Source organism: Aliidongia sp. (genome assembly GCF_035943795.1).
In the GTDB taxonomy this organism is placed as follows: domain Bacteria; phylum Pseudomonadota; class Alphaproteobacteria; order ATCC43930; family CGMCC-115725; genus Aliidongia.
Genome location: NZ_DASZBY010000060.1, coordinates 1 through 25029, shown reverse-complemented (window position 1 = coordinate 25029; position 25029 = coordinate 1). Strand labels below are relative to the sequence as shown.

25 protein-coding genes and 1 tRNA gene are annotated in these 25029 nt (G+C 66.2%); 19 read left to right on the top strand and 7 right to left on the bottom strand.

Going from position 1 to position 25029, the window contains the following annotated elements; all coding sequences use genetic code 11:
* Position 1 precedes the first annotated feature (1 nt).
* Complete coding sequence (locus VGV37_RS10370) at positions 2–694, bottom strand: aspartate/glutamate racemase family protein (protein ID WP_326879589.1); 693 nt, start codon at positions 692–694, stop codon at positions 2–4.
* Positions 695–802: 108 nt separating this feature from the next.
* On the opposite strand from VGV37_RS10370, the gene VGV37_RS10365 reads away from it, so the two are divergent.
* From VGV37_RS10365 to VGV37_RS10335, 7 genes are all read left to right on the top strand, one after another.
* On the top strand, positions 803–1384 hold the full coding sequence (locus VGV37_RS10365; protein ID WP_326879588.1) for an XRE family transcriptional regulator: 582 nt from the start codon (positions 803–805) through the stop codon (positions 1382–1384).
* A gap of 254 nt (positions 1385–1638) precedes the next feature.
* Positions 1639–1983, top strand: a complete 345-nt coding sequence (locus tag VGV37_RS10360) for an MmcQ/YjbR family DNA-binding protein (protein WP_326879587.1) — start codon at positions 1639–1641, stop codon at positions 1981–1983.
* Between the two features lie 273 nt (positions 1984–2256).
* Positions 2257–2721, top strand: a complete 465-nt coding sequence (rplM, locus tag VGV37_RS10355) for a 50S ribosomal protein L13 (RefSeq protein ID WP_326879586.1) — start codon at positions 2257–2259, stop codon at positions 2719–2721.
* Between the two features lies 1 nt (position 2722).
* Positions 2723–3244 carry a 30S ribosomal protein S9 gene (rpsI, locus tag VGV37_RS10350; RefSeq protein WP_326879585.1) on the top strand — a complete coding sequence of 174 codons (522 nt, stop codon included), beginning with the start codon at positions 2723–2725 and terminating at the stop codon, positions 3242–3244.
* A 410-nt stretch (positions 3245–3654) separates the two neighbouring features.
* On the top strand, positions 3655–6057 hold the full coding sequence (locus VGV37_RS10345) for a PA14 domain-containing protein (protein ID WP_326879584.1): 2403 nt from the start codon (positions 3655–3657) through the stop codon (positions 6055–6057).
* 115 nt (positions 6058–6172) lie between these two features.
* Positions 6173–6697 (top strand): gamma carbonic anhydrase family protein, encoded by a 525-nt coding sequence (locus tag VGV37_RS10340; protein ID WP_326879583.1) that lies wholly within the window; start codon positions 6173–6175, stop codon positions 6695–6697.
* Between the two features lie 322 nt (positions 6698–7019).
* The gene (locus VGV37_RS10335) at positions 7020–8003 is read left to right on the top strand and encodes a right-handed parallel beta-helix repeat-containing protein (protein ID WP_326879582.1); all 984 of its coding nucleotides are present in this window, start codon (positions 7020–7022) and stop codon (positions 8001–8003) included.
* Here VGV37_RS10335 and VGV37_RS10330 read toward each other — a convergent pair.
* Positions 7946–8581 (bottom strand): DUF2239 family protein, encoded by a 636-nt coding sequence (locus VGV37_RS10330; protein ID WP_326879581.1) that lies wholly within the window; start codon positions 8579–8581, stop codon positions 7946–7948. The genes VGV37_RS10335 and VGV37_RS10330 overlap by 58 nt on opposite strands.
* A gap of 91 nt (positions 8582–8672) precedes the next feature.
* On the opposite strand from VGV37_RS10330, the gene VGV37_RS10325 reads away from it, so the two are divergent.
* Positions 8673–9008 (top strand): GIY-YIG nuclease family protein, encoded by a 336-nt coding sequence (locus VGV37_RS10325; protein ID WP_326879580.1) that lies wholly within the window; start codon positions 8673–8675, stop codon positions 9006–9008.
* Between the two features lie 2 nt (positions 9009–9010).
* Here the strand turns inward: VGV37_RS10325 and VGV37_RS10320 are convergent, their stop codons facing one another.
* Positions 9011–9919: a DMT family transporter gene (locus VGV37_RS10320; protein ID WP_326879579.1), complete on the bottom strand. Its 909-nt coding sequence runs from the start codon at positions 9917–9919 to the stop codon at positions 9011–9013.
* Positions 9920–10014: 95 nt separating this feature from the next.
* Here VGV37_RS10320 and VGV37_RS10315 point away from each other — a divergent pair, with 95 nt between their 5' ends.
* Positions 10015–10488, top strand: coding sequence for an Lrp/AsnC family transcriptional regulator (locus tag VGV37_RS10315; RefSeq protein WP_326879578.1), 474 nt, complete (start codon positions 10015–10017; stop codon positions 10486–10488).
* 21 nt (positions 10489–10509) lie between these two features.
* Here VGV37_RS10315 and VGV37_RS10310 read toward each other — a convergent pair whose 3' ends face one another.
* Together VGV37_RS10310 and VGV37_RS10305 are read right to left on the bottom strand one after the other, a co-directional pair.
* A complete protein-coding gene (locus VGV37_RS10310; RefSeq protein WP_326879577.1) occupies positions 10510–11151 on the bottom strand; it encodes a response regulator transcription factor in 642 nt (213 codons plus the stop codon).
* On the bottom strand, positions 11148–12308 hold the full coding sequence (locus VGV37_RS10305; RefSeq protein WP_326879576.1) for a sensor histidine kinase: 1161 nt from the start codon (positions 12306–12308) through the stop codon (positions 11148–11150). The genes VGV37_RS10310 and VGV37_RS10305 overlap by 4 nt, the downstream gene beginning before the upstream one ends.
* Before the next feature lie 166 nt (positions 12309–12474).
* Here VGV37_RS10305 and VGV37_RS10300 point away from each other — a divergent pair, with 166 nt between their 5' ends.
* Together VGV37_RS10300 and VGV37_RS10295 are read left to right on the top strand one after the other, a co-directional pair.
* Positions 12475–13068: a hypothetical protein gene (locus VGV37_RS10300; RefSeq protein WP_326879575.1), complete on the top strand. Its 594-nt coding sequence runs from the start codon at positions 12475–12477 to the stop codon at positions 13066–13068.
* 135 nt (positions 13069–13203) lie between these two features.
* Positions 13204–13890, top strand: a complete 687-nt coding sequence (locus VGV37_RS10295; RefSeq protein ID WP_326879574.1) for a hypothetical protein — start codon at positions 13204–13206, stop codon at positions 13888–13890.
* A gap of 53 nt (positions 13891–13943) precedes the next feature.
* Here VGV37_RS10295 and VGV37_RS10290 read toward each other — a convergent pair whose 3' ends face one another.
* Together VGV37_RS10290 and VGV37_RS10285 are read right to left on the bottom strand one after the other, a co-directional pair.
* Positions 13944–14426, bottom strand: coding sequence for a GNAT family N-acetyltransferase (locus VGV37_RS10290; RefSeq protein WP_326879573.1), 483 nt, complete (start codon positions 14424–14426; stop codon positions 13944–13946).
* A 3-nt stretch (positions 14427–14429) separates the two neighbouring features.
* Complete coding sequence (locus tag VGV37_RS10285; protein WP_326879572.1) at positions 14430–16247, bottom strand: class I poly(R)-hydroxyalkanoic acid synthase; 1818 nt, start codon at positions 16245–16247, stop codon at positions 14430–14432.
* Positions 16248–16604: 357 nt separating this feature from the next.
* On the opposite strand from VGV37_RS10285, the gene VGV37_RS10280 reads away from it, so the two are divergent.
* The 8 genes from VGV37_RS10280 (at position 16605) to VGV37_RS10245 (ending at position 24925) form a co-directional block, all read left to right on the top strand.
* The gene (locus VGV37_RS10280) at positions 16605–17813 is read left to right on the top strand and encodes an OmpA family protein (RefSeq protein WP_326879571.1); all 1209 of its coding nucleotides are present in this window, start codon (positions 16605–16607) and stop codon (positions 17811–17813) included.
* Between the two features lie 4 nt (positions 17814–17817).
* On the top strand, positions 17818–19107 hold the full coding sequence (locus VGV37_RS10275) for a homoserine dehydrogenase (protein WP_326879570.1): 1290 nt from the start codon (positions 17818–17820) through the stop codon (positions 19105–19107).
* A gap of 152 nt (positions 19108–19259) precedes the next feature.
* Positions 19260–20231, top strand: a complete 972-nt coding sequence (gene glpX / locus VGV37_RS10270; protein ID WP_326879601.1) for a class II fructose-bisphosphatase — start codon at positions 19260–19262, stop codon at positions 20229–20231.
* Positions 20232–20490: 259 nt separating this feature from the next.
* Positions 20491–21093 (top strand): hypothetical protein, encoded by a 603-nt coding sequence (locus VGV37_RS10265; protein WP_326879569.1) that lies wholly within the window; start codon positions 20491–20493, stop codon positions 21091–21093.
* Positions 21094–21108: 15 nt separating this feature from the next.
* On the top strand, positions 21109–21606 hold the full coding sequence (locus VGV37_RS10260) for a hypothetical protein (protein WP_326879568.1): 498 nt from the start codon (positions 21109–21111) through the stop codon (positions 21604–21606).
* 102 nt (positions 21607–21708) lie between these two features.
* Positions 21709–23526 (top strand): single-stranded-DNA-specific exonuclease RecJ, encoded by a 1818-nt coding sequence (gene recJ, locus VGV37_RS10255; protein ID WP_326879567.1) that lies wholly within the window; start codon positions 21709–21711, stop codon positions 23524–23526.
* A gap of 91 nt (positions 23527–23617) precedes the next feature.
* Positions 23618–23693: transfer RNA gene (locus tag VGV37_RS10250), tRNA-Glu, on the top strand.
* Positions 23694–24085: 392 nt separating this feature from the next.
* On the top strand, positions 24086–24925 hold the full coding sequence (locus VGV37_RS10245; protein WP_326879566.1) for an SAM-dependent methyltransferase: 840 nt from the start codon (positions 24086–24088) through the stop codon (positions 24923–24925).
* Positions 24926–25029: the final 104 nt, after the last annotated feature.

Below are 25029 nucleotides of genomic sequence, written 5' to 3'. Positions count from 1 at the left end.
ATCAGCCCTGCGCGGCGCGCTTCAGGGCCGCGCGTGCGAGCAGGCGCGTCGAATCGAGCGTCGGCAAGGGGGAATTCGCATCATTCATGATCAGCGGGATCTCGGTGCAGCCGAGCACGACGGCATCGCAGCCGGCATCCTTCATCCGCCCCATGACCTGCTGGAAATAGCCGACAGCCTCGGACGTGAAGACGCCGCGGACCAATTCTTCCATGATGATGCGGTTGATTTCCGCGCGTTCCTCGTCGCTCGGCCGCAAATACTCCAGCCCCTGCGCGGTGAGTTTGTCCGGATAGGTCTCGCTGGCGACGAGCCAGCGGGTTCCTGTCACGCCGATCCGCCGGAAGCCCCGTCCTGCAGCCTCTGCCGCAACGATTTCCGCGATGTGCAGCCACGGCAGGGGCGACCGGTCGGCGATGAACGGCAAGGCCTGATGGATCGTGTTGTCGGGGCAGATCAGGAAGTCGGCCCCGGCACCCGCCAGCTTGTGCGCGGAGGCGAGCATCAACTCGCCCACGCCAGGCCAGTCGTCGCGGTCCAGACAATCCACATAATCGGTGAACGATGGCGTGTGCATCGAAATTTCAGGATGCGCATGGGGGCCGAGCAGCGACGCGCCTTCCGCGCAGATGGTCCGGTAGCAGAGGGCGGCACCCTCCGCGGAGCAGCCGACAATGCCGATATGGAGGGCCATGACGATGTTTCCTTGGACGGTCTGATTGTCATATCGAACGCGCGTTCTCCATAATGGGTAAATCGTATCGTTCGTCAAGTCGAACGATCAGGCTTGTGGAGCGAACGAATGAGCGTCAAGCCAAAGGCGGGTCCGGCGCCCTCGCAGGGGCCGATCGCGACGATCGCGGCATCGATCCGGCGGGAGCGGGAGCGGGCCGGCCTGTCGTTGAGCGAGTTGGCGAAGCGGGCTTCCATCGCCAAATCGACCTTGTCCCAGCTCGAAGCCGCCATTGGCAATCCCAGCGTGGAGACGCTCTGGGCGTTGGGCGTGGCGCTCGGCGTCACGGTCAGCCGGCTGATCGATCCGCCGCGCGCGGCCGTGCAGGTGATCCGCGCGGGGGAGGGGCCTGTCGCCTATTCGGACCAGGCCAACTATGCTGCCACCTTGCTGGCCTCCTGCCCGCCCGGCGCCCGGCGCGACATCTACCGGCTGCGGGTCGAGCCGGGGGCGCCTCGGCTTTCCAAGCCGCACATGCCCGGCACGATGGAGCATCTGGTGCTCAGCAGTGGCCGGGCTCTGGTCGGCCCGGTCGAGGCGCCGGTCGAGCTGTGGCCGGGCGACTACATGACCTATCCCGGCGATGCCCCCCACCTGTTCGAGGCACTGGAGCCCGGCACGACCGCGGTGATCGTCATGGAGCATGTCTGAGATCGCCCTGCCGGAATTGGTCGGCGTCTCATCTGCCGCCGATCCTGCCCGATCGGGGCTGCCAGCCCCGATTGCCGCTCCAGGAGCGCCGTTCCAACACCTGGACGGCGCGCGCAGAACGGCCGCCCGCTCCATCCGTCGTTCGGTCTCGCCACGAGAGTGACCAGCGGTGACGTCCCGCCCTGTCCGGTTAGGCGAGACGGCCGGCATCCGCGCTGGCATCCTGTGCGGGTGTTTCGCGATGGAGAGCCTGGATGTCCGATCTGGAAACGCTGCGTGAGGCGGCGCTCGCCTATCCCGACGCGGCCGAGGATTTCCCGTGGGGCGAATGGGTGGTGAAGGTGCGCGGCAAGATCTTCGCATTCCTGAACCAGGACGACGACGGTCCCGTGGTGACGCTCAAGCTCCGCGCCTCCCATGGCGAGGCCATGACGATGCCGTTCGTCACGCCGACCGGCTACAATCTGGGCCGCGCCGGCTGGGTCACGGCCCGCTTTGCCACTGGCGAACACTTGCCGGTCGGCATGCTCAAAGCCTGGATCGACGAGAGCTATCGCCTGGTCGCCCCCAAGACCCTGGTGAAGAAGCTGGACGCCTGAGGGGCGGCTGGAACTTTCTCCAATCGGCGTCCGAGGCGCATGAGCATGGAGCATGGGAGGGTCACCCTTCGCGAGCGACGGGACGGGAGAATCGTTGTATTTCCTTTTTATATCAGATACTTATGGAAACCATACTATAATACCGCTTTCTATATCCTTCATCTCATGACCCTTTTTGGCGTTGACTCGGACGCGCCCGCCCCTTAGACAACGGCCTCCGCCCGGAATGTGCCTGTCGCATGTGCCGCGTGGCCCTTTTTCGAGTCGAGATCGATGAAGACCTATTCCGCCAAGCCGTCCGAGCTGGACAAGCGCTGGACGTTGATCGATGCCGACGGGCTTGTGCTCGGCCGGCTTGCTTCGATCATCGCCAACCATCTCCGCGGCAAGCATAAGCCGACCTATACCCCCCACATGGATTGCGGCGATCACATCGTCGTCATCAATGCCGACAAGATCCATCTGACCGGCAACAAGCGCCGCGACGACATCTTCTATTGGCACACCGGTTTCCCGGGCGGCATCAAGGGCCGTTCCAAGGGCCAGATCCTGGATGGCAAGCATCCGGAGCGCGTCGTCGAGAAGGCCGTGGAACGCATGGTTCCGCGTGGCCCGCTCGGCCGCCAGATCATGAGCAACCTGCGCGTCTACGCCGGTGCCGCTCATCCGCACGAGGCGCAGCAGCCGGTTCTGCTCGACGTCGCCGCGATGAACCCGAAGAACAAGCGAGTCGCCTGATATGTCGGATCTCACCCAGCTCTCGCAGCTGAAGGCCGCCCTGACCGGCGCCCAGGCCGGTTCGCAGCCGGTCGACGACGATGTCGAAACCGTCTCCCACGGCAGTGCGATTACTGCCGAGCCGAAGATCGACAAGCTCGGTCGTTCGTACGCCACCGGCAAGCGCAAGGACGCGGTCGCCCGCGTCTGGATCAAGCGCGGCACCGGCAAGTTCCTGATCAACGGCCGTGAGGCACCAGTCTATTTCGCACGCCCCGTGCTGCGGATGCTGCTGGCCCAGCCTTTCACGATCGTCGACCGGGTCGCCCAGTTCGACGTCTGGTGCACCGTCGCCGGCGGCGGCCTGTCGGGCCAGGCCGGTGCCGTTCGTCACGGCATCTCCAAGGCACTGACCTATTTCGAGCCGTCGCTGCGGCCGCTGCTCAAGGCTCAGGGCTTCCTGACCCGCGACAGCCGTGTCGTCGAGCGTAAGAAGTACGGTAAGGCCAAGGCCCGCCGCAGCTTCCAGTTCTCGAAGCGCTAACGTCCGACCCTATCGGGTCGAGCGAGAAAGCCGCCGGATCCCACAAGGGGTCGGCGGCTTTCTGCATTTCGGCGGGTGGCGATGCAATCGCGGCGTCTTTCTTTCTGAAGACTCTGCACCAAAAGGTCGTATTGCATTTTATTCGATAAGTCCGCCCGAGTACTCTGATTTCTTGTTCGTTTCAGACTCTATTAACGCCGCACGCCCTATCGTCTCTGAGTAAACGGCATCTCGTGCGGTACTTTGATACTTGCTCTTATTTGAGAAAACGACACGGATCGTTGCTCGACTGACAAGAATATCGTGCCGCTGAAACCAGACTCTTCAGCAATCGGCTTGAGGCGGCAATGATTCGGACTCGTGGCGTCACGGCGGGCGCGCTCTTTCTTTCTCTGGGACTCATGGGGGCCATGGGTTCGGCGGCTCCGGCACACGCGCAAGGCGTTGCCTGGGGCGGTTTCATCGGCGCCTACCAGGCGGGACTCGATGGGGCGACCGCACCGGCCTTCCAGCGGCGCGACGCGCGCATCGATTTCGCCTGGAACGCTGCCGGCCCAGGCGGCTCGACCTCGCCGGAATTCGTGACGTCGGCCTGGCCGACCTTTTCGGCGAGCTGGACCGGCACGGTCATTCCCGCGACGACCGAGACCTACAGCTTCCGCATCCAGACCAGCGATGCCGTCTCCTTCTCGATCCGGCCGACCGGCAGCAGCACCTGGACGACCCTGATCAACGACTGGGCGACCGCCGGTAAGATCGACGTGCAGCCCTACGCCCTCGTCGCCGGCAAGTCCTATGACATCGCCCTGCATTATTACCAGCACGGCAAGTCGGGCGCGGTGCAACTCGGCTGGTCGAGCCCGACCGTCCCATTCCAGGTCATCGATGCGGCGACACCGCTCGGCATCAACAGCTCGGCGGTCCTGCCCGGCGAGCCCGGCAACATCTTCGCCGACGTGGTCAAGCAGGCGAAGCCGTTCGGTGCCTATTCCAACAGCGCCGCCGCCGTGGCGCTCGACGCCAACGGTTGGCCGCTGGCCGACGCCAGCATGGCGCTGTGGGCCAGCGGGCGAGAAATGAACGGCACCTATCAGGTGACGTTCAACGGGCAGGCCAAGCTGGTCGACTGGACCGCGCTCGGCAGCTTCAGCGTGGGCGGCGTCTCCTACGGCGCGACCCTGCCGCTCGGCACCGGCTACAATGCGGCGACCAATACGACGACGGCGCAATGGACCATCAAGACCACGGCCGCGGCGCCGGCAACCATCGGCTTCGCGCAGAGCCGCCGCACGGCGACCTCCGCCGTCGGCTCGGGCATCACCAACCTGCACATCATGCGGCCGCTGGCCCCCGGCTCGGCCACAGCCCATGCCGCGGGCGAACTGTTCAGCGCCCAATACAAATCGTTCCTGTCCTACTTCACCGGCATCCGCTTCATGGATTACCTGGCGACCAACGGCAACCGCCAGGCCAACTGGACCGACCGGGTGAAGCCGACGGATGCCACCCAGTACCAGCCGACCGGCGGCTACGGCTGGCAAGGCAAGGGCGCGTCCTGGGAATATCTGGTCGAACTCGCCAACGAGACGGGCAAGGACGCCTGGATCAACATTCCGGTCTATGCCAGCGACGACTATGTAACGAAGCTCGCCCGGCTGTTCGCGTTCGGCAGCGACGGCGTCAATCCCTACACCAGCAAACAGGCCAACCCGGTCTATCCGCCGCTGAACTCGAACCTCAAGGTCTATATCGAGTATTCCAACGAATTGTGGAACACCAGTTTCCAGCAGTACAACAGTAACGTGGCGTTGGCCGAGGCCGAAGTCGCCGCGGGCACGTCGTCGCTCGACTACGACAAGACCGGCCGCTGGTTCGTCTGGGAACGCCGCCGCGCCGCCAAGCGCATCATGGAAGTCAGCAACCTGTTCCGTGCCGTATGGGGCGACGCTGCGATGATGACGCAGATCCGCCCGGTGTTCGAATGGCAGTACGGCAACATGAACCAGACGGCCGCCGTGGCGCTCGATTTCCTCGACGGCTATTACAACAATGCGGATGGCGTGAAGCACGTGGCCCAGCCGCATCCGGTCAACTACTTCCTCTATGGCGGTGGTGGCGGCTGGTACGTGGCACCGGTGCACGAGGGCCTCACAACGGCCGCGGCGATCTTCGCCTCGGGCACGAACATCCCGGCGACGCAGAGCGACGCGCTGTGGGCGAACGCCTTCGGTCTCAAGACCATGGGCTACGAGGGCGGCTTCGAGGTCGGCGGCGACACCGGGGGTGCGACCGCGGTGGCGGCCAACCTGGATCCGGGCGCGCTGCCGCTGGCGACCAAGACGCTCACCCAGTTCTTCCAGCAGGGCGGCACCATGCCGTTCGTCTTCAACGCGGCCGGCGCCACCTCCTACGGCGTCGCCAGCCCGACGATCAACGAACAGAACACGCCGAAGATGCAGGCGATCCTGGCGCTCGACGACAGCCTGCGCCCGTCGCAGCAGATCGCCGGCCATGTGCCGGGCATCTTCCCGTACCAGAGCACCAGCGGCGTCACCAGCTCCGGCTACGTCACCGGCGCCATGGTCAATGTCGGCGACTACCTGGGCTTCAGCGTCACGTCGACCGCGGGCACCTACACGATCACGACCGACGCAAAGAAGCCGGCCGCGGTGCGCATCTTGGTTGACAACGTGCCGGTCGGCACCGGGACCTGGACCGGCGCCTTGTCGTCGGGCGTGCACGGCATCCGCCTGCAGAACCTGCTGCCGGGGGGCACCAGCCTCACCAAACTGGTGGTGACCCAGCCGAAGTAGAGAGCCCCAGAGGCGCCTCCCGCCGCGACCGATCGCGCCGGGAGGCGTTTTCCACCTTGCGTTCCGGCGCCCGGCGTTCCATCGAAGAGCGGACGAACCTGCAAGGAAACTCCCCATGCCTGGCCTGCTGCTGCCTTTCGAGGGCATTCGCCCGACGATCGCCCCCGACGCTTTCATCGCGCCCAACGCCACGATCATCGGCAACAGCGTGATCGGCGCCGGCAGTTCGATCTGGTTCGGCTGCATCCTGCGTGGCGACGTGCACGAGATCCGGGTCGGAGCCAGGGTCAATATCCAGGACGGTACGGTCGTCCATGTCTCGCGCGCCCGGACCGGCACCTACATCGGCGACGACGTATCGATCGGCCATATGGCCTTGATCCACGGTTGCGTGCTCGAGGACGAAGCGTTCGTCGGCATGGGCGCCATCGTCATGGACGAGTGCGTGGTCGAGAGCCATGCCTTCGTTGCCGCGGGCGCGCTCGTCACCCCCGGCAAGCGGGTCAGGCGCGGCGAACTCTGGGCCGGGCGCCCGGCCAAGATGATCCGGGAATTGACCGACGACGATTATGCCATGATGGCCGGGACGGGGCGGAGCTACGCGGCGCTCGCCCAGCAATATCGCAGCGAGATCGGCTAGGGATTGGCACGGTCGTTCCGAGGCTTGGATGAGGGCGACCTCATCACCGGATGAGGAACCGTGCGGCGCCGATGACCGGTCTATCGAATCGGATTGACCGGCCAAAGCCCGCTTGGGTCGTTCCCTGGAGTATTATTCGGATCGGCCTGTTAATTTCGTCGAGTTTTCGTAAAATACTTTTAAAAAATCCAAATACGCTTGTTCGAATTTGTTAATTCCCTCGATGATGCCCGATAATTACTAATGTATCCCGCTGGCGGGGGCCGTTTCGTCGTCCCTTCCGGATCGACGGCTGGCACCAGATCGAACAGGGGAGGCATCGATGAGCGGTAAAATCGAGCTCGGCGAACGGATCGGGACTTGGGCACGCAGGATGGCGCCGGCGGCGTTGGTCGTAGTGATCTCGGTCGGCGGCATCATCGACGGGCAGGCATCCGGATTGCCCGCATCGGCGGCGACCGCCGCGATCCCGCCGGTCGGATCCTACGTGACGCCGGGAACCGTAGGCTTCCTCGGCAATCCCGCCACTCTGAAGCAATACCGGCCTGGCGGTGCGGTTCCCCCCGGCTGCGAGGCGGAAACCTATGGCGTGCGGTGCGACCAGGCGAATCTCACGCTCGATTCGGTCCACCTGACCGGTGGTTTGTACTGGACCGGGACCGGCAACCTGACGATCACCAACAGCATCATCGAGGGCGGCAGCTCCTGGATCACGATCTATGCCGCCGCCACGTCCAATGCGCAGACCGCCAAGATCACCGTGACGAACTCAACCCTGCGCTGGCAGCCTGGCCTGACCTATCCGTCGGGCTACGACGTGGCCCCGATCTGGACCCGCGGCACGCAGGCCCTCATCGTGCAGCATTGCGATCTCTCGGGCATGCCGCAGGGCATTGATCCAGGCGGAAACTCGGTGATCCAGGGCAACTACATCCACGACCTCGTCCAGAACAGCAAGTCCAAGACGAACCCGACCCATCTCGACGGGCTGTTCTCGCAGGGCGGTGCCAACATCCTGATCGTGAATAATTACATCGACGCACCGGCCCTCGGCGCGGTGACGGCGGCGCTGTTCATCCAGGGCGATGGCGGCAATACCGAGACCGGCATCAAGATCTACGCCAACTATCTCAGCGGTGGGGCCTATGTGCTGCGCAATGAGACCGGCAAATCGGTCGACGTTGTGAACAATACCTTCGGTTCCGGCATGTACGGTTACGTCAGCTCGCTCAAGGGTTATACCGGGACCTACGGCGTCTGGTCGGGCAACGTCACGACCAAGGGTGTCCCCGTACTCCATCCGTAGGCGAGGCCGACCGTATGGACGCGTAAGTCCATCGGCCAGGAGGCGACCAACTGTTCGAAGCGTACCCTGTCCTCGGCGAACAGGGCGCGGGTCGCCTCCTCGAAGTCCGGCAGGTTGCCTGCCATCGCGGACATGAACCGATAGGCCGCGTCGCGGGCCCGTACCGCACTTTGCCCGGCGTCGGAGCGTCGGACTCCATCGACCAGGCGGCGCAGCGTGACCGATGCGCCGCCTGGTTGCGCTGCCAGCCAGGCCCAATGCCGGGGCAGCAGCGTCACCTCGCGCGCAACCACGCCCAGGCGCGGGCGCCCGCGACCGCGGGGGCTGTCGTCCAGACTTTCCACCCCCTCCGCACCCCTGTCGGATCGGTCGGCGTAGCGTGTGCGGATGTCGTCGGGCGATCCGCGCAGGTCGAGGTCGACGACCTCGGCGGTGGCATCGTCGAACGTCAGCAGCGGCCCGCCGGCCCCGCCATCCATCGCCGCCTTCACCGCGACCGCCACATCGGCGGGATGGCCGGCGGCGAGCCTTCGATGGCCATCGAAGGCCGTGTAACGCTTCAAAAGACGATCCGTCATGGCGTGCTCCGATCTCGCCTATTTATACCCGGGTCATATTGACCTGTAAATATGACCCGGGTATAAATTTGATAAAGGGAGGAGCAGGACGATGAACGGAACGGATCGGAAGGCCGCGATCGCGGCGTACAAGGAACGCAGGGTGGTGGCCGGCATCTATGTCGTGCGTTGCATCGCGAGCGGGGAGCGCTGGGTCGGACGGGCGCCCGACCTCGACACCATTCGGAATCGCCTGTGGTTCACGCTGCGGCAGAACCTCAATCTGAGCCCCAGCCTGCAAGCCGCCTGGAATGCACGCGGCGTCGATCAATTCGCCTTCGAGGAACTGGAGCGCCTGCCGCACGAGGAATTGCCCTATGTCCGCGAGGCGGCGGCGAAGCGGCGGCTCGCCCATTGGCGGGCGGCATTGGGCGCGACGGTGATCTGAGCTCAGCTTTCCGTCGCGGGCAGGACTGCCGGCCGCTTCGCCGCGGCGCCGGACAGGTTGGCCAGGACGACGCCGCCGACGGCCGAGCAGCCGCCCAGCACCATGGTCAAGGTCGGCACCTGGTCGAGCCAGGCCCAGGCGATGAGGGTGGCCAGCAGCGGCTGCAGGTAGATGAAGCTGGCGACCCGGCTGACCGGCGCCCGGGACAAAGCGAAGTTCCACAGCACATAGCCGAGCGCGCTTGGGGCCACGCCGAGGTAGACGACGGCGAGGATCTGCGGCGTCGGCGCCGCGGCGACCGCCTGGGGCAGGTGGGCGCCGAACGGCAACAGGCCGACCGTGCCGGCGATCAGGCTCCAGGCCGTGAAGGCGATCGGCTTCATGCGCTGCATCAAGGGCCGCTGCAGCACGAAATAGAAGCTGGTGGCGAAGACCGACACCAGGGTCAGCAGCGCCAGGGGATCGAACCGGATTTCCTTGCCGGCGCCGACCGTGATCAGGATGGCGCCCAGGAAGGCGACGGCGAGACCGGCCCAGGCGCGACCTTGCAGCCGTTCGCCAAGGCGCAGCGCCGCGAGCGCGGCCGTGACGCCCGGCACGAGTGCGATCACCACGGCGGCAGCGCCGGCCGAGATCCGGGTCTGTGCCGTGCCCAGGCAGAACTGGTAGAGCGAGATGCCGATCAGGCCCAGGAGTGCGACCATCGGCCAATCGCGCCACGCCGGTAGCGGGATCCGGCCGCTCAGGATCGCCGGCAGGAAGCACAGCGAGGCGACCAGGAACCTCAGCAGCGCCAGTTCGCCCGGCGCGAAGCTGCGCAGCCCGTAGCTGATGCAGGCAAAGGAAGAGGACCAGCTCAGCAGGGTGCCGAGAATGGCGAGGAGGGTGAGGACGTCGGGGCGATTGCGCATGATGAAAGGAGGATAGAAGGGCGAAACCGCTATCGGAATGGCCGTTCAACGGATATTTTGGCGTCTGTCCGTTGGTTCGATGAAAGGTTGCTAAAATGGCCGTCGATTCGAAAGTCGAGCTCGATGCGCTGGACTGGCGCCTGTTGCAGGCGCTACAGCAGGATGCGCGGGCGAGCTATGCCGAGCTTGGGCGCGTGGTCGGCCTGTCGCCGCCCGCCGTGACCGAGCGCGTCCGGTGGCTCGAAGAGATGGGGGTGATCCAGGGCTACCGGGCCATCATCGATCCGGCCAAGGTCGGGCTCGGCATCACCGCGATCGTCCGCATGCGCTGCCCCGGCGAAATGTGCGGCCGGCTGGGCGATCTCATCGCCCATATTCCCGAAGTGATCGACTGCCGCCGCGTCACCGGCGAGGACAGCGGTATCCTGACGGTGGTCGCGACCTCGATTCCGCATCTGCAGCAGGTGATCGACGAGTTGGTGCGGTTCGGCTCGACCACCACCCTGGTCGTGACGGCGACCGCGTTCCGCGACCGCCCGATCGTGCGGACGATCGTTGAACGGGATTGACGGCAGGTCCGATCGGCGCCGTCACACCAGGCGCTTCTGGATGGCGTACAGAACCGCCTTGGTACGGTCGGTGACGCCGAGCTTGGAAAAAATGTTCGAGACGTGGTTGCGCACCGTCCCTTCGCCGAGGCGCAGGGCCAGCGCAATCTCGCGATTGGTGATCCCGCTCGTCATGAGCTTCAACACTTCGCTCTCGCGCTCGGTCAGAACATCGGGAACCTCGAAGGCATCGTCGCGCCACGTCGCTTCCTGAACCGGGCCGGTGGCCGCCGCGGCGAGCGGCGCGTAGAGGTAGGTCCCGCCGCCGGCCACCGTCCGGATCGCGTCCACCAGGGTTTCAGGCGTCACGCCTTTCAGCAGGTAGCCGCGCGCGCCGGCCCTGACGCCCGCCACCAGCGCCGCATCGTCCTCGAAGGTGGTCAGCAGCAGGGTCGGCGGCAGCGCCTGCCGTGCGGCCAAGGCGGAAACCACCTGGACGCCGTTCAGCTTGGGCATCCGCACGTCGAGCAGCAGCACGTCCGGGCGGCTCGCGAGCACCGCCTCGATCCCCGCTTCACCGTCCGCGGCCTGCGCGACCACCTCCAGATCGTCGAACAGTTCGAGCAGGGCCCGGATGCCGCTGCGTACCAAGGCCTGGTCATCGACCAGGCACACCCGGATCACGAGAAGGCTCCCGCGGCCGGTATGGCGCCGCGAATGCTGAACCCCTGACCCTGCCGGCTGGCGATGGACAGGGTGCCGCCCAGCATCTCGAAACGCTCGCGCATGCCGGCGAGCCCCCGCCCTTCGACGCATTGGCCGCCTTGCCCGTCGTCGCGGGCGCTGATCGCCACCGTTCCGTCGATCATCTGCTCCAGTTCGATCACCAACTCATGGGCGTGCGCATGACGCAGGGTGTTGGTGACGATTTCCTGGACGCAGCGCAGAACCGCGTCGGCCCGCGCCGGGTCCAGGGCCGACAGGTCTTCGGGCAGGATCAACCGCACGCCCAAGCCGATCGCCCCCTCCGTCAGCGCCTGCAGCGCTGCCTTGAGGTCGATCGGCTCGACCCGGACCCGATTGACGATCGCGCGGACCTCGGCCAGCAGCGCACGGGCCACTCCCCGGGCGCACGCGACATGCTCGACCGCGGGGCCTTCCGCGAGACGGCTCGCAACGTCGAGATGGATGGTGAGCGTGGTCAGGCTATGGCCCAGAATGTCGTGCAGGTCGCGGGAAATCCGCAACCGCTCCGCCATGCGGGCACTCTCCGTCATCAGGGCCTGGGCCGCCTTGAGCTCGGCGTTGACCCGCGCCAACTCGTCATGGGCGATGGCTTCGCGACGGGCGAGGGCGGCAGCGCTGATGGCGAACAGCTCGAAGCCGCCGTTGGTGAAGAGCACGAACAGCGAGATGTAGTTGCTCTCGCCGGTGCAATTCATCGCCGCGAGCGCTGCCGACTGCAGCAGGGCGGCGACGAGTGCCACGCGCAGCGAGGCCGACCAGGCAATCTGCCAGCAGACCACCACCAGCAGGCAGGCGACGATGAAGCTCGGATAGAGCCAGACCAGGAACAAGGCGGACAGGCTTTGGACCGCCAGCAGGCAGCCCTGTGCCGGACGAAGGCGCCCGACCCCGTCGCGCGCGGCCAGCAGATAGGCAGCAACGAAGCACACGTAGCCGGCGCTCCATTCGACCGTCCAGCGCGGCACGTTCTCGTACTGCGCCAGCATCGCCTGCTCGAACACGCCGGCATAGGCGGCGCGCGCGCCGATCGTGGCGATCAACAGCAGGCAGGCATAGCGCAGATGCCTGTCCCTTCGGCTCAACCGATCGACCATCGCTTGGCTCCAAGACCTGGATTAGAGGCAGAGGATAGCAATGCCCCGTGCCGTTGTCCCATGACGGCAGTCATGGGTCGGCGCCATGACGCCCGACACTGTCGGGGCAGGTCGGGCTCGAGGGATAAAGCAGCCGTTCGCTCGCTTCATTCCATAGGAGGACCCGATGATCCGTCACCTCTCCGCCATGTTCCTGGCCGCTCTGATCACGGCCGTGTTGTTCGCAGCACCCTTGAGCCTCGCCCATGCCGACCCGATGGACCATGGCGACCATGCGGCACTGACCGGCACCGCTGCCGCCGAGCCCTCGACGGGGCAAGTGCTGTTCGACAGGATCAAGGCGCTGGCCGGCACCTGGGAGGCGCCGACCCGCGACGGCACGATGGTCGATATCTTCAAGCCCTTCGCCTTCGACACCGCCGTGCTGGGCGAGGAATGGCTGAACGGCAAGCAGATCACCAGCACGATCTTCTATGTCGTGGGCTCGGAACTGCGCGTCGATCATTTCTGCGATTTCAAGAACCAGCCGCGCTACACGGCCGTTCCGTCGCTCGATCCCCAGATCATCGACATGGAGTTCCGCGATGCCACCAACCTCGACACCCATCCGGCCCACTTCCACAGCACGAAGTGGCGGATCGTCGATGCCGATCACCTGATCCAGGAATGGTTCGTGCTCGGCGGCAAGAAGCCGGTCTCGCTCGCACATATGGAGTTCACGAAGCGCACCGACGCCACGACCGCGTCGCTGCATGATTGACCCTGTGTTCGGCCGCGACGAGTCCGTCGTCGCGGCCGCTCAAGGAGCGCGTCGGCGCGCAGCGCTCGCTTGCGGGTTGAGTTGCGGATCTGTGGCAGGCAGAGTGATCGCGCGAGCCCCTCAAGGATGACGTCGGTGAAATTTTTCAAACATTCGTTTCTGTTATTTTTGTTATTCGCCTCTGCCGGGTGTGTGACCCCAAGCATGGATGTGTCCGGTGCGATCAATACTTATCGCGAGGTCCAGCCATGCTGCACGACGTTTCAGCAGGTTTCATTCGAAAAGCTTCCGCGGAACGAAGGTAGAAGCTTCACTTTGGCCGCCACGGATCCGGCCTTTTTATTCCGGGACGGCGGCTTGAGCTATTTTCGGGCATTCGAAATTCCGGAATCGGCGAAAGATAGTGAGGTGATTCTGAGGAGTTACATATTCGGTATCAAGAATAATCCCGGTAATATGGCGGTGATTTATCCTGATATGGAATTTCTCGATCGAGACAAGCGTCCGATCGAAGGAATCAAAGTGGACTATACGTACCTTCTATCGAGTTTGACGGACGAGCCGAATTCCAGCCATCGATTTCAACTGACGGCGATCGTTCCTCACCAGGATAATCTCCGTTACGTCATCGTTCATGCAGCATCGGATCAGCTGGGCGTGACGAAGCTGTTGCCCGGCAATCAATCCGAGCTCACCGTTCCTATCGGGCGAGGTTTCGTTCCGGTGGGGGGCAATGCCCGCGGTACCATGTACCGGGCGACGGGGTCGCCCGTCGGGCCGGCGGATTCTCTGCGGATAAAGGTCAGGCAGGCAGGGGATTGATCGGCGTCGCCGACGACGCGCAACCGTGCCGATCTAAAGCCGAGCCGGGCTCTTCAGAGCATCCGGTGCAGCACGAACGCGTCCACCAGGCCCAGGCGCGGGTGGTCGAAGGCCTGGGGCAGGCGGCCGACGATGGCGAAGCCGAAGCGTTGCCACAGGGCGACGGCGCGGTCGTTCGTGCTGACGACGAAATTGAACTGCATCGCGCGAAATCCCCGTGACCGCGCGAGCTCGATCGAATGGGTGCACAGGGTGCCGGCCACGCCGCGGCCGGCGGCCGCCTCGGCGGTGACGTAACCGCAATTCGCGACATGGGCGCCGCCGCCCTGCTGGTTGGCCCGCAGGAAATAGGTGCCCAGCACCTCGGCCCCCTCGACGGCCACGAACACGCTGTGCCCCGGCGCCGACCAATAGGCGAGCGCCGCCGGACGGGCCATGTCGCGGGGCAGGGCATAGGTCTCGCCGGCCCGGATCACCGGTTCCAGGATGCGCCAGATCGCGTCGTCGTCGGCGGGGCCGGCGGGACGGACCTCCATGGCTCAGCCGATCCGCAGCTTGACGTAGCTGCCCGGCGCGTCCTCGACCGGCTTCAGCTTGCCGTCGCCCGGCTGGCGCGCAGCCACGGAGCCGCCGGCGAACTTCTCGGCCCACTTGTCCCATTCCGGCCACCAGGAGCCGGGTTGCTGTGTGGCGCTTTCGAACCACAGGTCGGGCTGCTTCGGCAGCTTGGCGTTGGTCCAGAAATTATACTTCTGCGCTTCCGGCGGGTTGACCACGCCGGCGATATGGCCCGAGCCCGCCAGGCAGAATTTCACCGGGCCGCGATAGAGCTGGGTCGCGGCGTAGGAGGATTTCCACGGCGCGATGTGGTCTTCCTTGGTCGCCAGGATGAAGACCGGCGTCTGGATCTGCGTGAGGTCGATCGGCTCGCCATGGATGCTGACGCCACCCGGCCGGACCAGGCGGTTCTCCTGGTACATGTTGCGCAGGTAGAAGCTGTGCATGGCACAGGGCATGCGCGTCGCGTCCGAATTCCAGAACAGCAGGTCGAACGGAAACGGCTCCTTGCCCAGCAGGTAGTTGTTGATCACGAACGACCAGATCAGGTCGTTGGCGCGCAGCATGTTGAACGAGTTCGCCATGCTGCCGCCTTCGAGATAGCCCTTCTCGCGCATGCGGCCTTCCAGCGCCTGGATCTGCTCCTCGTCGATGAAGACGCTGAGTTCGCCGGCTTCGGCGAAATCGACCATGGTCGTGAAGAAGGTGGCGCTGGCGAAGCGTCGGTCGCCCTTCCTGGCCATGTAGGCGAGCGTAGTCGCCAGCAGGGTCCCGCCGATGCAATAGCCGATGACGTTGACTTGGGCTTCGCCGGTCGCGGCCTCAATGGCGCCCAGCGCCGCGAACGGCCCGTCGTCCATGTAGGCCTCGAAGCTCTTCTCGGCCAGTTCCTCGCCCGGGTTGACCCACGAGATGACGAACACGGTGTGGCCCTGGGCGACGGCCCAGCGGATGAAGGAATTCTTCGGCTTCAGGTCCAGGATGTAGAACTTGTTGATCCAGGGCGGGATGATCAGCAGCGGCCGCTTGCGCACCTTCTCGGTCGTGGGTGCGTACTGGATCAGCTGCATCAGGTCGTTCTGGAACACGACCTTGCCCGGCGTCGTCGCGATGTTCTCGCCCAGCTGGAACGCGTCGGTATCGGTCATCTTGATCGCGAGCTGGCCCTTGCCGCGCTCGAGATCGTCGAGCATGTGCTCCAGCCCCTTGACCAGGTTCTCGCCGCGGCTCTCGACCGTCGCGCGCAGCACCTCGGGATTGGTCAGCACGAAATTGGACGGCGCCATCGCATCGACGAACTGGCGCGTATAGAAATCGACCTTCTTGGCCGTCTTGTCGTCGAGCCCCTCCACGTCGCGCACGGTCGTCTGCATGAAGCGGGCGGACAGCAGGTAGGACTGCTTGATGAAGTCGAACACCGCATGGTCCTGCCAGGCCGGGTCCTTGAAGCGCTTGTCGCCCTTGGGCGTCTCGATCACCGGCTCGGCCGGATGGGCGGCACCGCCGTTGCCGCCCAGGAAGCGCTCGGTGGTGCGCTGCCACAGCTGCATATAGTCGCTCCACAGCGACACCTGGGCCTGCACCAGCCGTGTCGGGTCGACCATCAGCTTGGCCGTCATCTCGAAGAAGGCGCCGGCGATGTTCAGCGGATCGCCCATGCCGACCGACGGTTTCTCGCTCGATTGCTTGGCGAGGAACTCGGTAACCAGACGCTGGCTGCGCTCGGCGATGCCGGCGACGGCACGCGACAGATCGACGGGGTCCGGCAGCTTGCCTTCGGGGCTCGGCTCGTTGCTCATGGTAAGCTCCCTCGCGGGGCCTTGGTCCGACGGCCCCGCTCATTCTTCGTTCCATGGTCGCCCGGATCGCCGTCCGGCTGCAACCGTTTCGGCCGCAATCCCGTCGATCTCGCGCCATCGGTGTATTTGCCGTGTCGATACGCGAAACCACCCGACTATGCCATAACAGATGGCCCCTATGTGCGCTCCACGGTAGGGGCCGGGCCCAAGGAATGCTCGGGCCGCTTGATCGCGGGCCGGCCTCCCTCTAAGACGGGGGGCCGCTGGTTCGCGGCGCTCGGCAGGCATGGGCTCGGGGGGACAGGTTTCGCCCGTCGCCGACAGGCTTTGCGACATGACAGGCTCGAAGGGGCGAAGATGGGGAACGGCAAGGTGCGGGCTGGCGGGTTCAACAAGAAATCCTGGCGGACCGCTGCGGCGATGGCCGGCTTGGTGGCGATCGGCGGCTGCAGCACGCTCGAGTCGGCCAACCCGATCAACTGGTTTCGCGACGCGAAGAACGATCCCGGCGCCGACGCGGCCAATTCGGCCAATCTCGAGGCCGGTTCCCAGCAGCCCTATCCGAGCCTGGCCAGCGTGCCGGCGACCCCGACCCGCGGGCTGACCCAGGCCGAGCGCGACGCGCTGGCCGAGGGCCTGGTCTCCGACCGGCAGAACGCCCATTACGCCGACGTGCAACAGCGCGCGGGCGATGCTTCCGCCGTTCCGGCGCAGCAGGCCCGGTTGCCCGAAGAGCAGCTGCAGCCGATCGACCTCAACAACATACCGCCGCCCGCGACGCCGGCCCCCAACCCCGTCCTGCCGCGTCCGGCACCGCGCCCGTCCGCCCTGCCGCCGATCGCCCCGTTGCCGCCGGTCGCCCAGGCGCCGCGCGTCACCAGCGTGGCCCCGGTCGCGGCCAGCGGCAGCAGCCATCTCTCGGTCGGCGGCGGCTTTGCCGCGCCGATCGCGGCGTCGCGCGAATCTTCGCTGAAGACGCCTGCTCCGCGCGAAGAACCCCAAGCCGAAACGCCGGCCGAGCCGCCGGCGGCTCCCGCCCTGGCGCCGGTTCCGCCGCCCGAACCGGTCAAGCCGCTGGTCCAGGGCCACGCGGCGCCCGACAGCAGCGCCGCCGCCGTCGGTGGCGTACCGGTTCCGCCGGCCGCCCCGATCCGGTCCGAACCGACGCCCTCGGCGCCCCAGCTCGCCGCCGCACCGACCGTGGAGCCGGCCGCCGCCCCGCCGGTGCCCGGCAAGCGGCAGACGTCCGTGCCCGCCGCCAGGGTCGAGTTCGACCCGCTGTCGACCACGCTGCCGCCCGACGCCGCCGCCTCGCTCAAGGGCGTGCCGGCCCAGATGCAGGGCCATGACGCCATCGTTCGGATCGTCGGCCATGCCGCCGTGACCGGCGCGTCCGGTGATGCCGCCGGACGGCAGCTCGCGGCCTATCAATCGGCGCTCGCCCGTGCCGCTGCGGTCAAGCAGGCGCTCGTCGCCGCCGGCATCGACCCCGCCAAGATCCAGACCGAGGCGGCGCCGACCCAGGCCGGGGCCAGCGATCGGGCCGACGTCCTGGTCGAGTACTAGGACCATGGTCGAGAGCGCGCCGCTGCGGATCGGCATCGCGGGCCTGGGCACGGTCGGTGCCGGCGTCGTCAGGCTGCTGGAGGAAAACCGTGACCTGTTGATCCAGCGCGCCGGTCGCCGGATCGAGATCGCCGCGGTCTCGGCGCGCCGCCGCGATGCAGACCGCGGCGTCGATCTCGGTGCCTATGCCTGGCACGACGATCCCCTGACGCTAGCCGAGGATCCGGCGGTCGACGTCGTGGTCGAGCTGATCGGCGGCGAGGCGGGACCGGCACTGGCCCTGGTCGAGCATGCGCTCGCCAATGGCAAGTCGGTCGTCACCGCCAACAAGGCGCTGCTCGCGCACCATGGCAGCCGGCTCGGCCGGATCGCGCGCCAGCGCGGCACCGGCCTGTGCTTCGAGGCCTCGGTCGCCGGCGGCATCCCGGTCATCAAGGTGCTGCGCGAGGGGCTGGTCGGCAACCGGATCAGCCGGATCTCCGGCATCCTGAACGGCACCTGCAACTATATCCTGTCGACCATGCGCGAGACCGGCCGGGCGTTCGACGACGTGCTGGCCGACGCGCAGAAGCTGGGCTATGCCGAGGCCGATCCGACGCTGGACATCGACGGCTTCGACGCCGCTCACAAGCTGGCCGTGCTTGCCGGCATCGCGTTCGGCACACCGGTCGATTTCGACCAGGTCTATGTCGAGGGCATCCGCCATATCTCGCCGCTCGACATCGAATATGCCGAGGAACTGGGCTATCGCATCAAGCTGCTGGGCACGGCGGTCCGCACGGCCCGCGGCATCGAGCAGCGGGTGCATCCGACCATGGTGCAGGCATCCGAGGCGATCGCCCAGGTCGATGGCGTGTTCAACGCCGTGGTGATCGAGGGCGATCATGTCGGCCGTGTCGTGCTGCAGGGTCGCGGCGCCGGGGCAGGGCCGACGGCGTCGGCGGTGGTCTCCGATCTGGTCGATCTCGCCTGCGGGCGTCCGTCGCCGGCCTTCGTCGAGGCGGCCGAGACCGGCATCGGCCCGGTCTCGATGACCGAGCATGACGGACCCAGTTATATCCGCCTCATGGTGCGCGACCAGCCGGGCGTGATCGCCGACATCGCGGCCGAACTGCGCAACGAGCGCGTTTCGATGGAGGCGATGATCCAGCGGCGCCATCAGCCCGACGGTGCGGTGCCGGTCGTGCTGACGACGCACCCGAGCAAGGAGGCGGCGCTCAGCCGGGCGCTCGAACGGATCGGCGCGCTCGATTCCGTGCTCGAGCCGCCGCGCATGATCCGCATCGAGCTTTGACGCAGGGCGCCCTATAGTCGGGGTACCACAGGATTTGCAACGAACGGCCTCCTCGCGCAGTTAGCGGAGGCACCGAAACGACCGAGGCCGGTCCCCGGGATGGGAAGCCGGCCAGACGGGACATGGGGACAGAGATGACGAAGATCACGACGATGGACCGCAACCTCGCCATGGAGGCCGTGCGGGTGACCGAGGCGGCGGCGCTGTCCGCGGCGCGCCTGATGGGCCGCGGCGACGAGAAGGCAGCCGATCAGGCGGCGGTCGATGCGATGCGTACCGCGCTCAACAGCCTGGCGATCGACGGCACCGTCGTGATCGGCGAGGGCGAGCGCGACGAGGCCCCGATGCTGTATATCGGCGAGAAGGTCGGCACCGGCCAGGGTCCGAAGATCGACATCGCGCTCGATCCGCTCGAAGGCACGACCATCACGGCGAAGGGCGGCGCCAATGCGCTGGCCGTCATCGCCATGGCGGATGCCGGCGGTTTCCTGAATGCGCCCGACGTCTATATGGACAAGATCGCGGTCGGCGGCGGCCTGCCCGACGGCCTGGTCGACCTGGACGCGACCCCGGCCGAAAACCTGAAGGCGCTGGCCAAGGCGAAGCAGGTCGAGGTGGCCGACCTGGTCGTCTGCATCCTCGATCGGCCGCGCCATACCGACCTGATCGAGAAGGTCCGGGCGACGGGCGCTCGCATCATGCTGATCTCCGACGGCGACGTCGCCGGCGTGATCGCGGCGAGCCAGCCGCGCGCGGGCGTCGATCTGTACCTGGGTTCGGGCGGCGCGCCGGAAGGCGTGCTGGCCGCGGCGGCGCTGCGCTGCATCGGCGGCCAGATGCAGGGCCGGCTGCTGTTCCGCAATGCCGACGAGAAGGCGCGTGCCGCCCGCTGGGGCATCACCGACCTCGATCGGAAATACGGCCTGACCGATCTCGCTTCGGGCGACGTCATGTTCGCGGCCACCGGCGTCACCGGCGGCAGCCTGCTGGCCGGCGTGCGGCGCATCCCGGGCGGCTTCTCGACCGAGTCGATCGTCATGCGCTCCAAGAGCGGCACGGTCCGCATCATCGAGGCGCAGCACAACCTCGACCGCAAGACCAGCTGGAATGCGTTTGCGCGCTGACGGGCACCGTTGATCCCGGCGCGGGCTGCGATTTTTCGCGGCCCGCCGCCATCGTCGGAGGCTCGGGCAAGTGTCGATCCGGCGCGATCTCCCATCGCTCGGATGCCCCCATCCGAACGGCACATGCCGCAGGCGGCGGCGAACCATAAGCTGCAGACCGGAGACCCCGACCCACTTATTGTAGATGACTTTTTGACCTGCCCCCTCTAGATTGGGTGGCGTATTCAGCATCTTTGCGTCTCTGCGTGGACGGTTTCGAATGTATCTTAAGTTCCTTGCGCTCCTGTCGCTGTGCCTCACTGCCGCCTGCGCCTCGTCCCCTTATGAAGTCGGGAAATCGGCCGCAGATGTTCCGGCAAAGATCGATGTGATCAAGCTGGACAAGGTCTCGTCCTACAACGGCGCGTTCGACGCGGATGTCGACAAGACCATCGACCCCACCCCCTCGGAAAACGATACCGAGGTCATGAGCGCCGTCAAAGCGGCGGTCATTGCCCAGTTCGAGAATTTCGGAATGCACATCGTGGAGGACGGGCAGCGTCCACCTGACGTGCACGTGCGGCTCTACGTGAGCTATCAGCCGGAATTGGGCCTGTTCATTCATCGTACGGTCGTCGTGGGCATCCGGGTTCTGGACACGGACGACACGCCGCTGATGCGGAAAGCCGCAGGACGGGTGATGAGCGGCGGCCTGATCGGTTCCATGCTGGTCGCACGGGATGACTTCGCCGCGAATGTTGCCCGCAAAGTCGTCATCGACACCGTAGGCGAACTGCAGAAGGGCACGAAGCCGGCGATCGGAAAGCCGGCCGCGCCCGCGGTGGCGACGCAACCGCATGCGCCCGGTACCCCCGTTTCCTGAAGCTGCGAGTATTCGATGAACCGCTTTCATAACATGACGCGAGCGGGTGTCGGCCTCGCGGCCGTTGCTCTGATGCTGAGCGCCTGCCAGCACGGCTATTCCCCGGATCGGTATTCGACGGCCAGCATGCAGCAGGCGACCAAGGTCGATCGCGCCGTCGTTCAAAGCGTGCGCTTGGTGGATGTCGATGGCACGGCCGGGGCCGGCGCCCTGGTCGGTGGCGCAGCCGGCGGTATCGGCGGCGCTTCGTTCGGATCGGGCGGAGGCAGTGCCGCTGCCGCCTTGGGCGGGGTGCTGGTCGGCGCGGCGATCGGCGCGCTCGTGGAGAAGAGTGCTACCGAGACGCAGGCCTTCGAGTATATCGTCATGAAACAGAGCGGCGACCTGATGTCGGTGACGCAGAAGGATGCGCAGCCTCTGGCCGTGGGCCAAAAGGTCATGCTCATCTATGGCATCAAGGCGCGCCTCATTCCCGATACGACGAACAGCGCGTCGGCAGCCCCGGCCAGCTGATCCGGGGCTCCGCGCCGGGCGCTGCCATCGAGAAGGCTTGATCGAAGGCCTCGAATCAGGGGAACCTCGCACGGCGTAGCGGATTTTCGAAGCGGGTGGGGTATGGCGTTGTTGGCGGAGCAGGCGGCGGCGATCTCGGCGTTTCTGGGCGTCGAACGGTCGCTGGGCGGCAAACGCTGGCGCCAGCGCTCGGGCGACGATCGCATGGGGCTGGCGATTTCCCAGCGCCTGGGCCTGCCCGAGGTGGTTGGCCGCATCCTGGCCGCGCGCGGGCTGGAGCCGGACGCGGTCGAACGTCATCTGGCGCCGACCCTGCGCGACAGCCTGCCCGATCCGAGCCGGCTTCAGGACATGGACCGGGCCGTGGCGCGGCTGGTGCGCGCCATCGAGTGCGACGAGCTGATCGCGATCTTCGGCGATTATGACGTCGACGGCGCCACATCCTCGGCCCTGCTCAGCCGGTTTCTCGCCGCCGTCGGTGCCCGCACCAGGGTGCATATTCCCGATCGCCGGACGGAAGGTTACGGCCCGAACATCGCAGCGCTTCTCGCCTTGAAGGCCGCAGGGGCCGGCGTCGTCGTCACCGTCGATTGCGGTACGACCGCCCATGGTCCTCTGGGCGAGGCCGCGGCGGCCGGCATCGACGTGGTGGTGATCGACCATCACGCGGCCGAGCCGCAACTGCCTGCAGCCGTCGCGATCGTCAATCCGAACCGCCTCGACGACGATTCCGGCGAAGGGAACCTTGCCGCGGTCGGCGTCACGTTCCTGCTGATCGTGGGTCTGAACCGCGCACTGAAGCAGGCCGGATGGTATGGCGCGCGTCCGGCACCCGACCTGCTGCAATGGCTCGATCTCGTGGCGCTCGGCACGGTGTGCGACGTGGTGCCGCTGACCGGCCTCAACCGCGTGCTGGTCGCCCAGGGCGTCAAGGTGATGGCTGCCCGACGCAATCCCGGCCTGGTCGCCTTGTCGGACGTGGCCAACGTGGCCGAGCGGCTCGATGCCTATCACCTGGGATATGTGCTGGGGCCGCGCGTCAATGCCGGTGGGCGGGTCGGGCGGGCCGATCTCGGTTGCCGGCTGCTGGCGACCGACGATCCGATCGAGGCGCGTCGCCTCGCGGCCGAACTCGAACAATTCAACGCCGAGCGCAAGGAGATCGAGGGGCTGGTCCAGGCCGCTGCGATCGAGTTGATCGAGAGCACGGACGCCGGCACCGGCGCCTGGGTCCTCGCCCATGGCGCCGACTGGCATCCGGGCGTCATCGGCATCGTCGCCGGCCGCCTGAAGGAACGCTACAACCGGCCGGCCTGCGTCGTCGCCTGGGAAGCAGGCCCGGACGGCCGCATCGGCAAGGGCTCGGGCCGCTCCGTACCGGGCATCGACCTGGGAGCGGCGGTGATCGCGGCCCGGCAGGCGGGCCTGCTGATCGGCGGCGGCGGCCATCGCATGGCAGCGGGCTTCACGGTCGCCGAGGCGCGCCTCTCGGAATTTCAGGCCTTCATGGCGGCGCGCCTGGGCGGCGAGCAGGTGGGCATGGACCTGACGCCGGAGCTGGGCATCGACGGCCTGCTGTCCCTGCCGGCCGCGACCAATGCCCTGCTCGACGTACTGGCCGGGCTCGGCCCCTACGGTGCCGGCAATGCGGAACCGCGCTTCGTGCTGCCACGGGTGCGCGTCATCCGCGCCGACGTGGTCGGGCAGAACCATGTCCGCTGCATCCTGGCTGCCGGCACGGGACCGGAGCGCGTCAAGGCAATCGCCTTCCGCGCGCTCGAAACCGAATTGGGCGCCGCCCTGCTGCAGACCGGCGGCGCGACCTTGCATATCGCTGGCCACTTGCGCCTCGACAGCTGGCAAGGCCGGACCGGCGTGCAAATGATGATCGACGACGCGGCCCCGGCCCATGCAGGGTAGGGCTGCGCCGAACCGGGGCTGCCCCCGCTGTTGAAGCACTTGCATTCGGCCGCCCGTCCCTGTATCTCGACCGGACTGTCCGCCGCCCGCTGTCCCCATCGTCTAGAGGCCTAGGACACCGCCCTTTCACGGCGGTAACGCGGGTTCGAATCCCGCTGGGGACGCCAGCTTTGGCTGCGGCAGATTTTCCCATGAAATCAATACTTATCGGATGTGAGTGACGGGCGCACACACGCGCTTTACACACGCGTTTCGGCTCGGTGCCGGTGGGTTTGGCACAACGCAGTTCCGGTTCGGTGTAGGGCCGCCTTCTTCGGGTTTGGCCACGGCAGCCTATGGCTCGTTCTCTACCTGCCTCTCGCGACCGTCGGAATTGGTCATCCTGCCGAGCGAGCGTTCGACATGGCCGGCAATCTTCTTCATCATTCAGGGGATTTCGAAAACGGCGAGCTGGGTACGGATCCATGGCATCGGTGCGCTCCTGGACAATGGATCGGGTTGCGGCCGGACCGCTGGCTTTTCGCACGCGGTTTGCTGATTTCATGCTGTGCGAGGCCAAATGAAAGAGGGCCGCAGCGCGACCGCAGTGCGCGCCGCAATGCGGAGGGCCGCTCACCAACTTTGGGATGAGCCCAGAATCTTTTCGGACCAGCACGCCGTGAGGCTCATCGCGGGATTGGGCGGTGCAGCAATTTCACGTTCCGGGCCGTGCTGGCAGCCATCCATCGTGAAAAGCAACCGGGCGCTGCTGGCGGTGCGGGCAAGGTTTGCAGAAGACGTGCTGGCCGACGCGGTTGCGGATGGCGTCCGGCAGTTCTGCATTCTAGGCGCGGGCCTCGACACGTTCAGCTGCCGCAATTCGTATGAAGCGCAAGGGTTACGCATCTTTGAGGTCGACCATCCCGCCAGCCAGGCATGGAAGCTGGAACTGCTGTCGAAAGCCGGGCTGCAGTCGTCGGCCATTTTCGTCCCGGTAGATTTCGAGCGGCAGGAACTATCGGCCGAACTCCGGTCATCGGGATTGAATCTCGAGGCGCCCGCGCTCTTTTCCTGTCTCGGCGTGGCCTCTTATCTTGCCGAAGAGACCTTCTTCGGGATACTGGGGCTCGTCCGTTCGTTCCCTGGCGGCAGCGGAATCGTCTTTGATTTTCCGACGCCGGACTCGCACCTGTCTTTTTCCGAACGGATGGTGCGCCGCGTCGTATCGTTCAAGCTGGCTTTGCAAGGCGAGCCTGCAAAGACCCGCTTCGATCCGGGAGCGCTGGCCGCATCGCTGACCGGTCTCGGCTTCGAGACGACGATGCTCGACGCGGGCGCCATCAACAGCCGCTATTTCATGGGACGGACCGACGGGCTTCGGATGAGCAACCGCTCCGTCCTGGTCCACGCCAGCGTGTAGTTACCTGGCCATGGCTGCGAACTTCTCGAAAATCCGATCGGCGCGTTCATTCAGCCGGGACAAGCTGGCCAGGTAGAGGCTTGCACCGAGAATGGCAAAAGGCT

What these genes read in the sequence shown, in the direction of transcription:
- recJ (WP_326879567.1), top strand. Translation starts at nt 21,709, where the DNA reads ATGGCGTTGTTGGCGGAGCAGGCGGCGGCGATCTCGGCGTTTCTGGGC.
- VGV37_RS10260 (WP_326879568.1), top strand. Translation starts at nt 21,109, where the DNA reads ATGAACCGCTTTCATAACATGACGCGAGCGGGTGTCGGCCTCGCGGCC.
- VGV37_RS10315 (WP_326879578.1), top strand. Translation starts at nt 10,015, where the DNA reads ATGGCCGTCGATTCGAAAGTCGAGCTCGATGCGCTGGACTGGCGCCTG.
- VGV37_RS10300 (WP_326879575.1), top strand. Translation starts at nt 12,475, where the DNA reads ATGATCCGTCACCTCTCCGCCATGTTCCTGGCCGCTCTGATCACGGCC.
- VGV37_RS10345 (WP_326879584.1), top strand. Translation starts at nt 3,655, where the DNA reads ATGGGTTCGGCGGCTCCGGCACACGCGCAAGGCGTTGCCTGGGGCGGT.
- rplM (WP_326879586.1), top strand. Translation starts at nt 2,257, where the DNA reads ATGAAGACCTATTCCGCCAAGCCGTCCGAGCTGGACAAGCGCTGGACG.
- VGV37_RS10335 (WP_326879582.1), top strand. Translation starts at nt 7,020, where the DNA reads ATGAGCGGTAAAATCGAGCTCGGCGAACGGATCGGGACTTGGGCACGC.
- rpsI (WP_326879585.1), top strand. Translation starts at nt 2,723, where the DNA reads ATGTCGGATCTCACCCAGCTCTCGCAGCTGAAGGCCGCCCTGACCGGC.
- VGV37_RS10305 (WP_326879576.1), bottom strand. Translation starts at nt 12,308, where the DNA reads ATGGTCGATCGGTTGAGCCGAAGGGACAGGCATCTGCGCTATGCCTGC.
- VGV37_RS10360 (WP_326879587.1), top strand. Translation starts at nt 1,639, where the DNA reads ATGTCCGATCTGGAAACGCTGCGTGAGGCGGCGCTCGCCTATCCCGAC.
- glpX (WP_326879601.1), top strand. Translation starts at nt 19,260, where the DNA reads ATGGACCGCAACCTCGCCATGGAGGCCGTGCGGGTGACCGAGGCGGCG.
- VGV37_RS10320 (WP_326879579.1), bottom strand. Translation starts at nt 9,919, where the DNA reads ATGCGCAATCGCCCCGACGTCCTCACCCTCCTCGCCATTCTCGGCACC.
- VGV37_RS10340 (WP_326879583.1), top strand. Translation starts at nt 6,173, where the DNA reads ATGCCTGGCCTGCTGCTGCCTTTCGAGGGCATTCGCCCGACGATCGCC.
- VGV37_RS10245 (WP_326879566.1), top strand. Translation starts at nt 24,086, where the DNA reads ATGAAAGAGGGCCGCAGCGCGACCGCAGTGCGCGCCGCAATGCGGAGG.
- VGV37_RS10325 (WP_326879580.1), top strand. Translation starts at nt 8,673, where the DNA reads ATGAACGGAACGGATCGGAAGGCCGCGATCGCGGCGTACAAGGAACGC.
- VGV37_RS10370 (WP_326879589.1), bottom strand. Translation starts at nt 694, where the DNA reads ATGGCCCTCCATATCGGCATTGTCGGCTGCTCCGCGGAGGGTGCCGCC.
- VGV37_RS10290 (WP_326879573.1), bottom strand. Translation starts at nt 14,426, where the DNA reads ATGGAGGTCCGTCCCGCCGGCCCCGCCGACGACGACGCGATCTGGCGC.
- VGV37_RS10330 (WP_326879581.1), bottom strand. Translation starts at nt 8,581, where the DNA reads ATGACGGATCGTCTTTTGAAGCGTTACACGGCCTTCGATGGCCATCGA.
- VGV37_RS10280 (WP_326879571.1), top strand. Translation starts at nt 16,605, where the DNA reads ATGGGGAACGGCAAGGTGCGGGCTGGCGGGTTCAACAAGAAATCCTGG.
- VGV37_RS10265 (WP_326879569.1), top strand. Translation starts at nt 20,491, where the DNA reads ATGTATCTTAAGTTCCTTGCGCTCCTGTCGCTGTGCCTCACTGCCGCC.
- VGV37_RS10285 (WP_326879572.1), bottom strand. Translation starts at nt 16,247, where the DNA reads ATGAGCAACGAGCCGAGCCCCGAAGGCAAGCTGCCGGACCCCGTCGAT.
- VGV37_RS10275 (WP_326879570.1), top strand. Translation starts at nt 17,818, where the DNA reads ATGGTCGAGAGCGCGCCGCTGCGGATCGGCATCGCGGGCCTGGGCACG.
- VGV37_RS10365 (WP_326879588.1), top strand. Translation starts at nt 803, where the DNA reads ATGAGCGTCAAGCCAAAGGCGGGTCCGGCGCCCTCGCAGGGGCCGATC.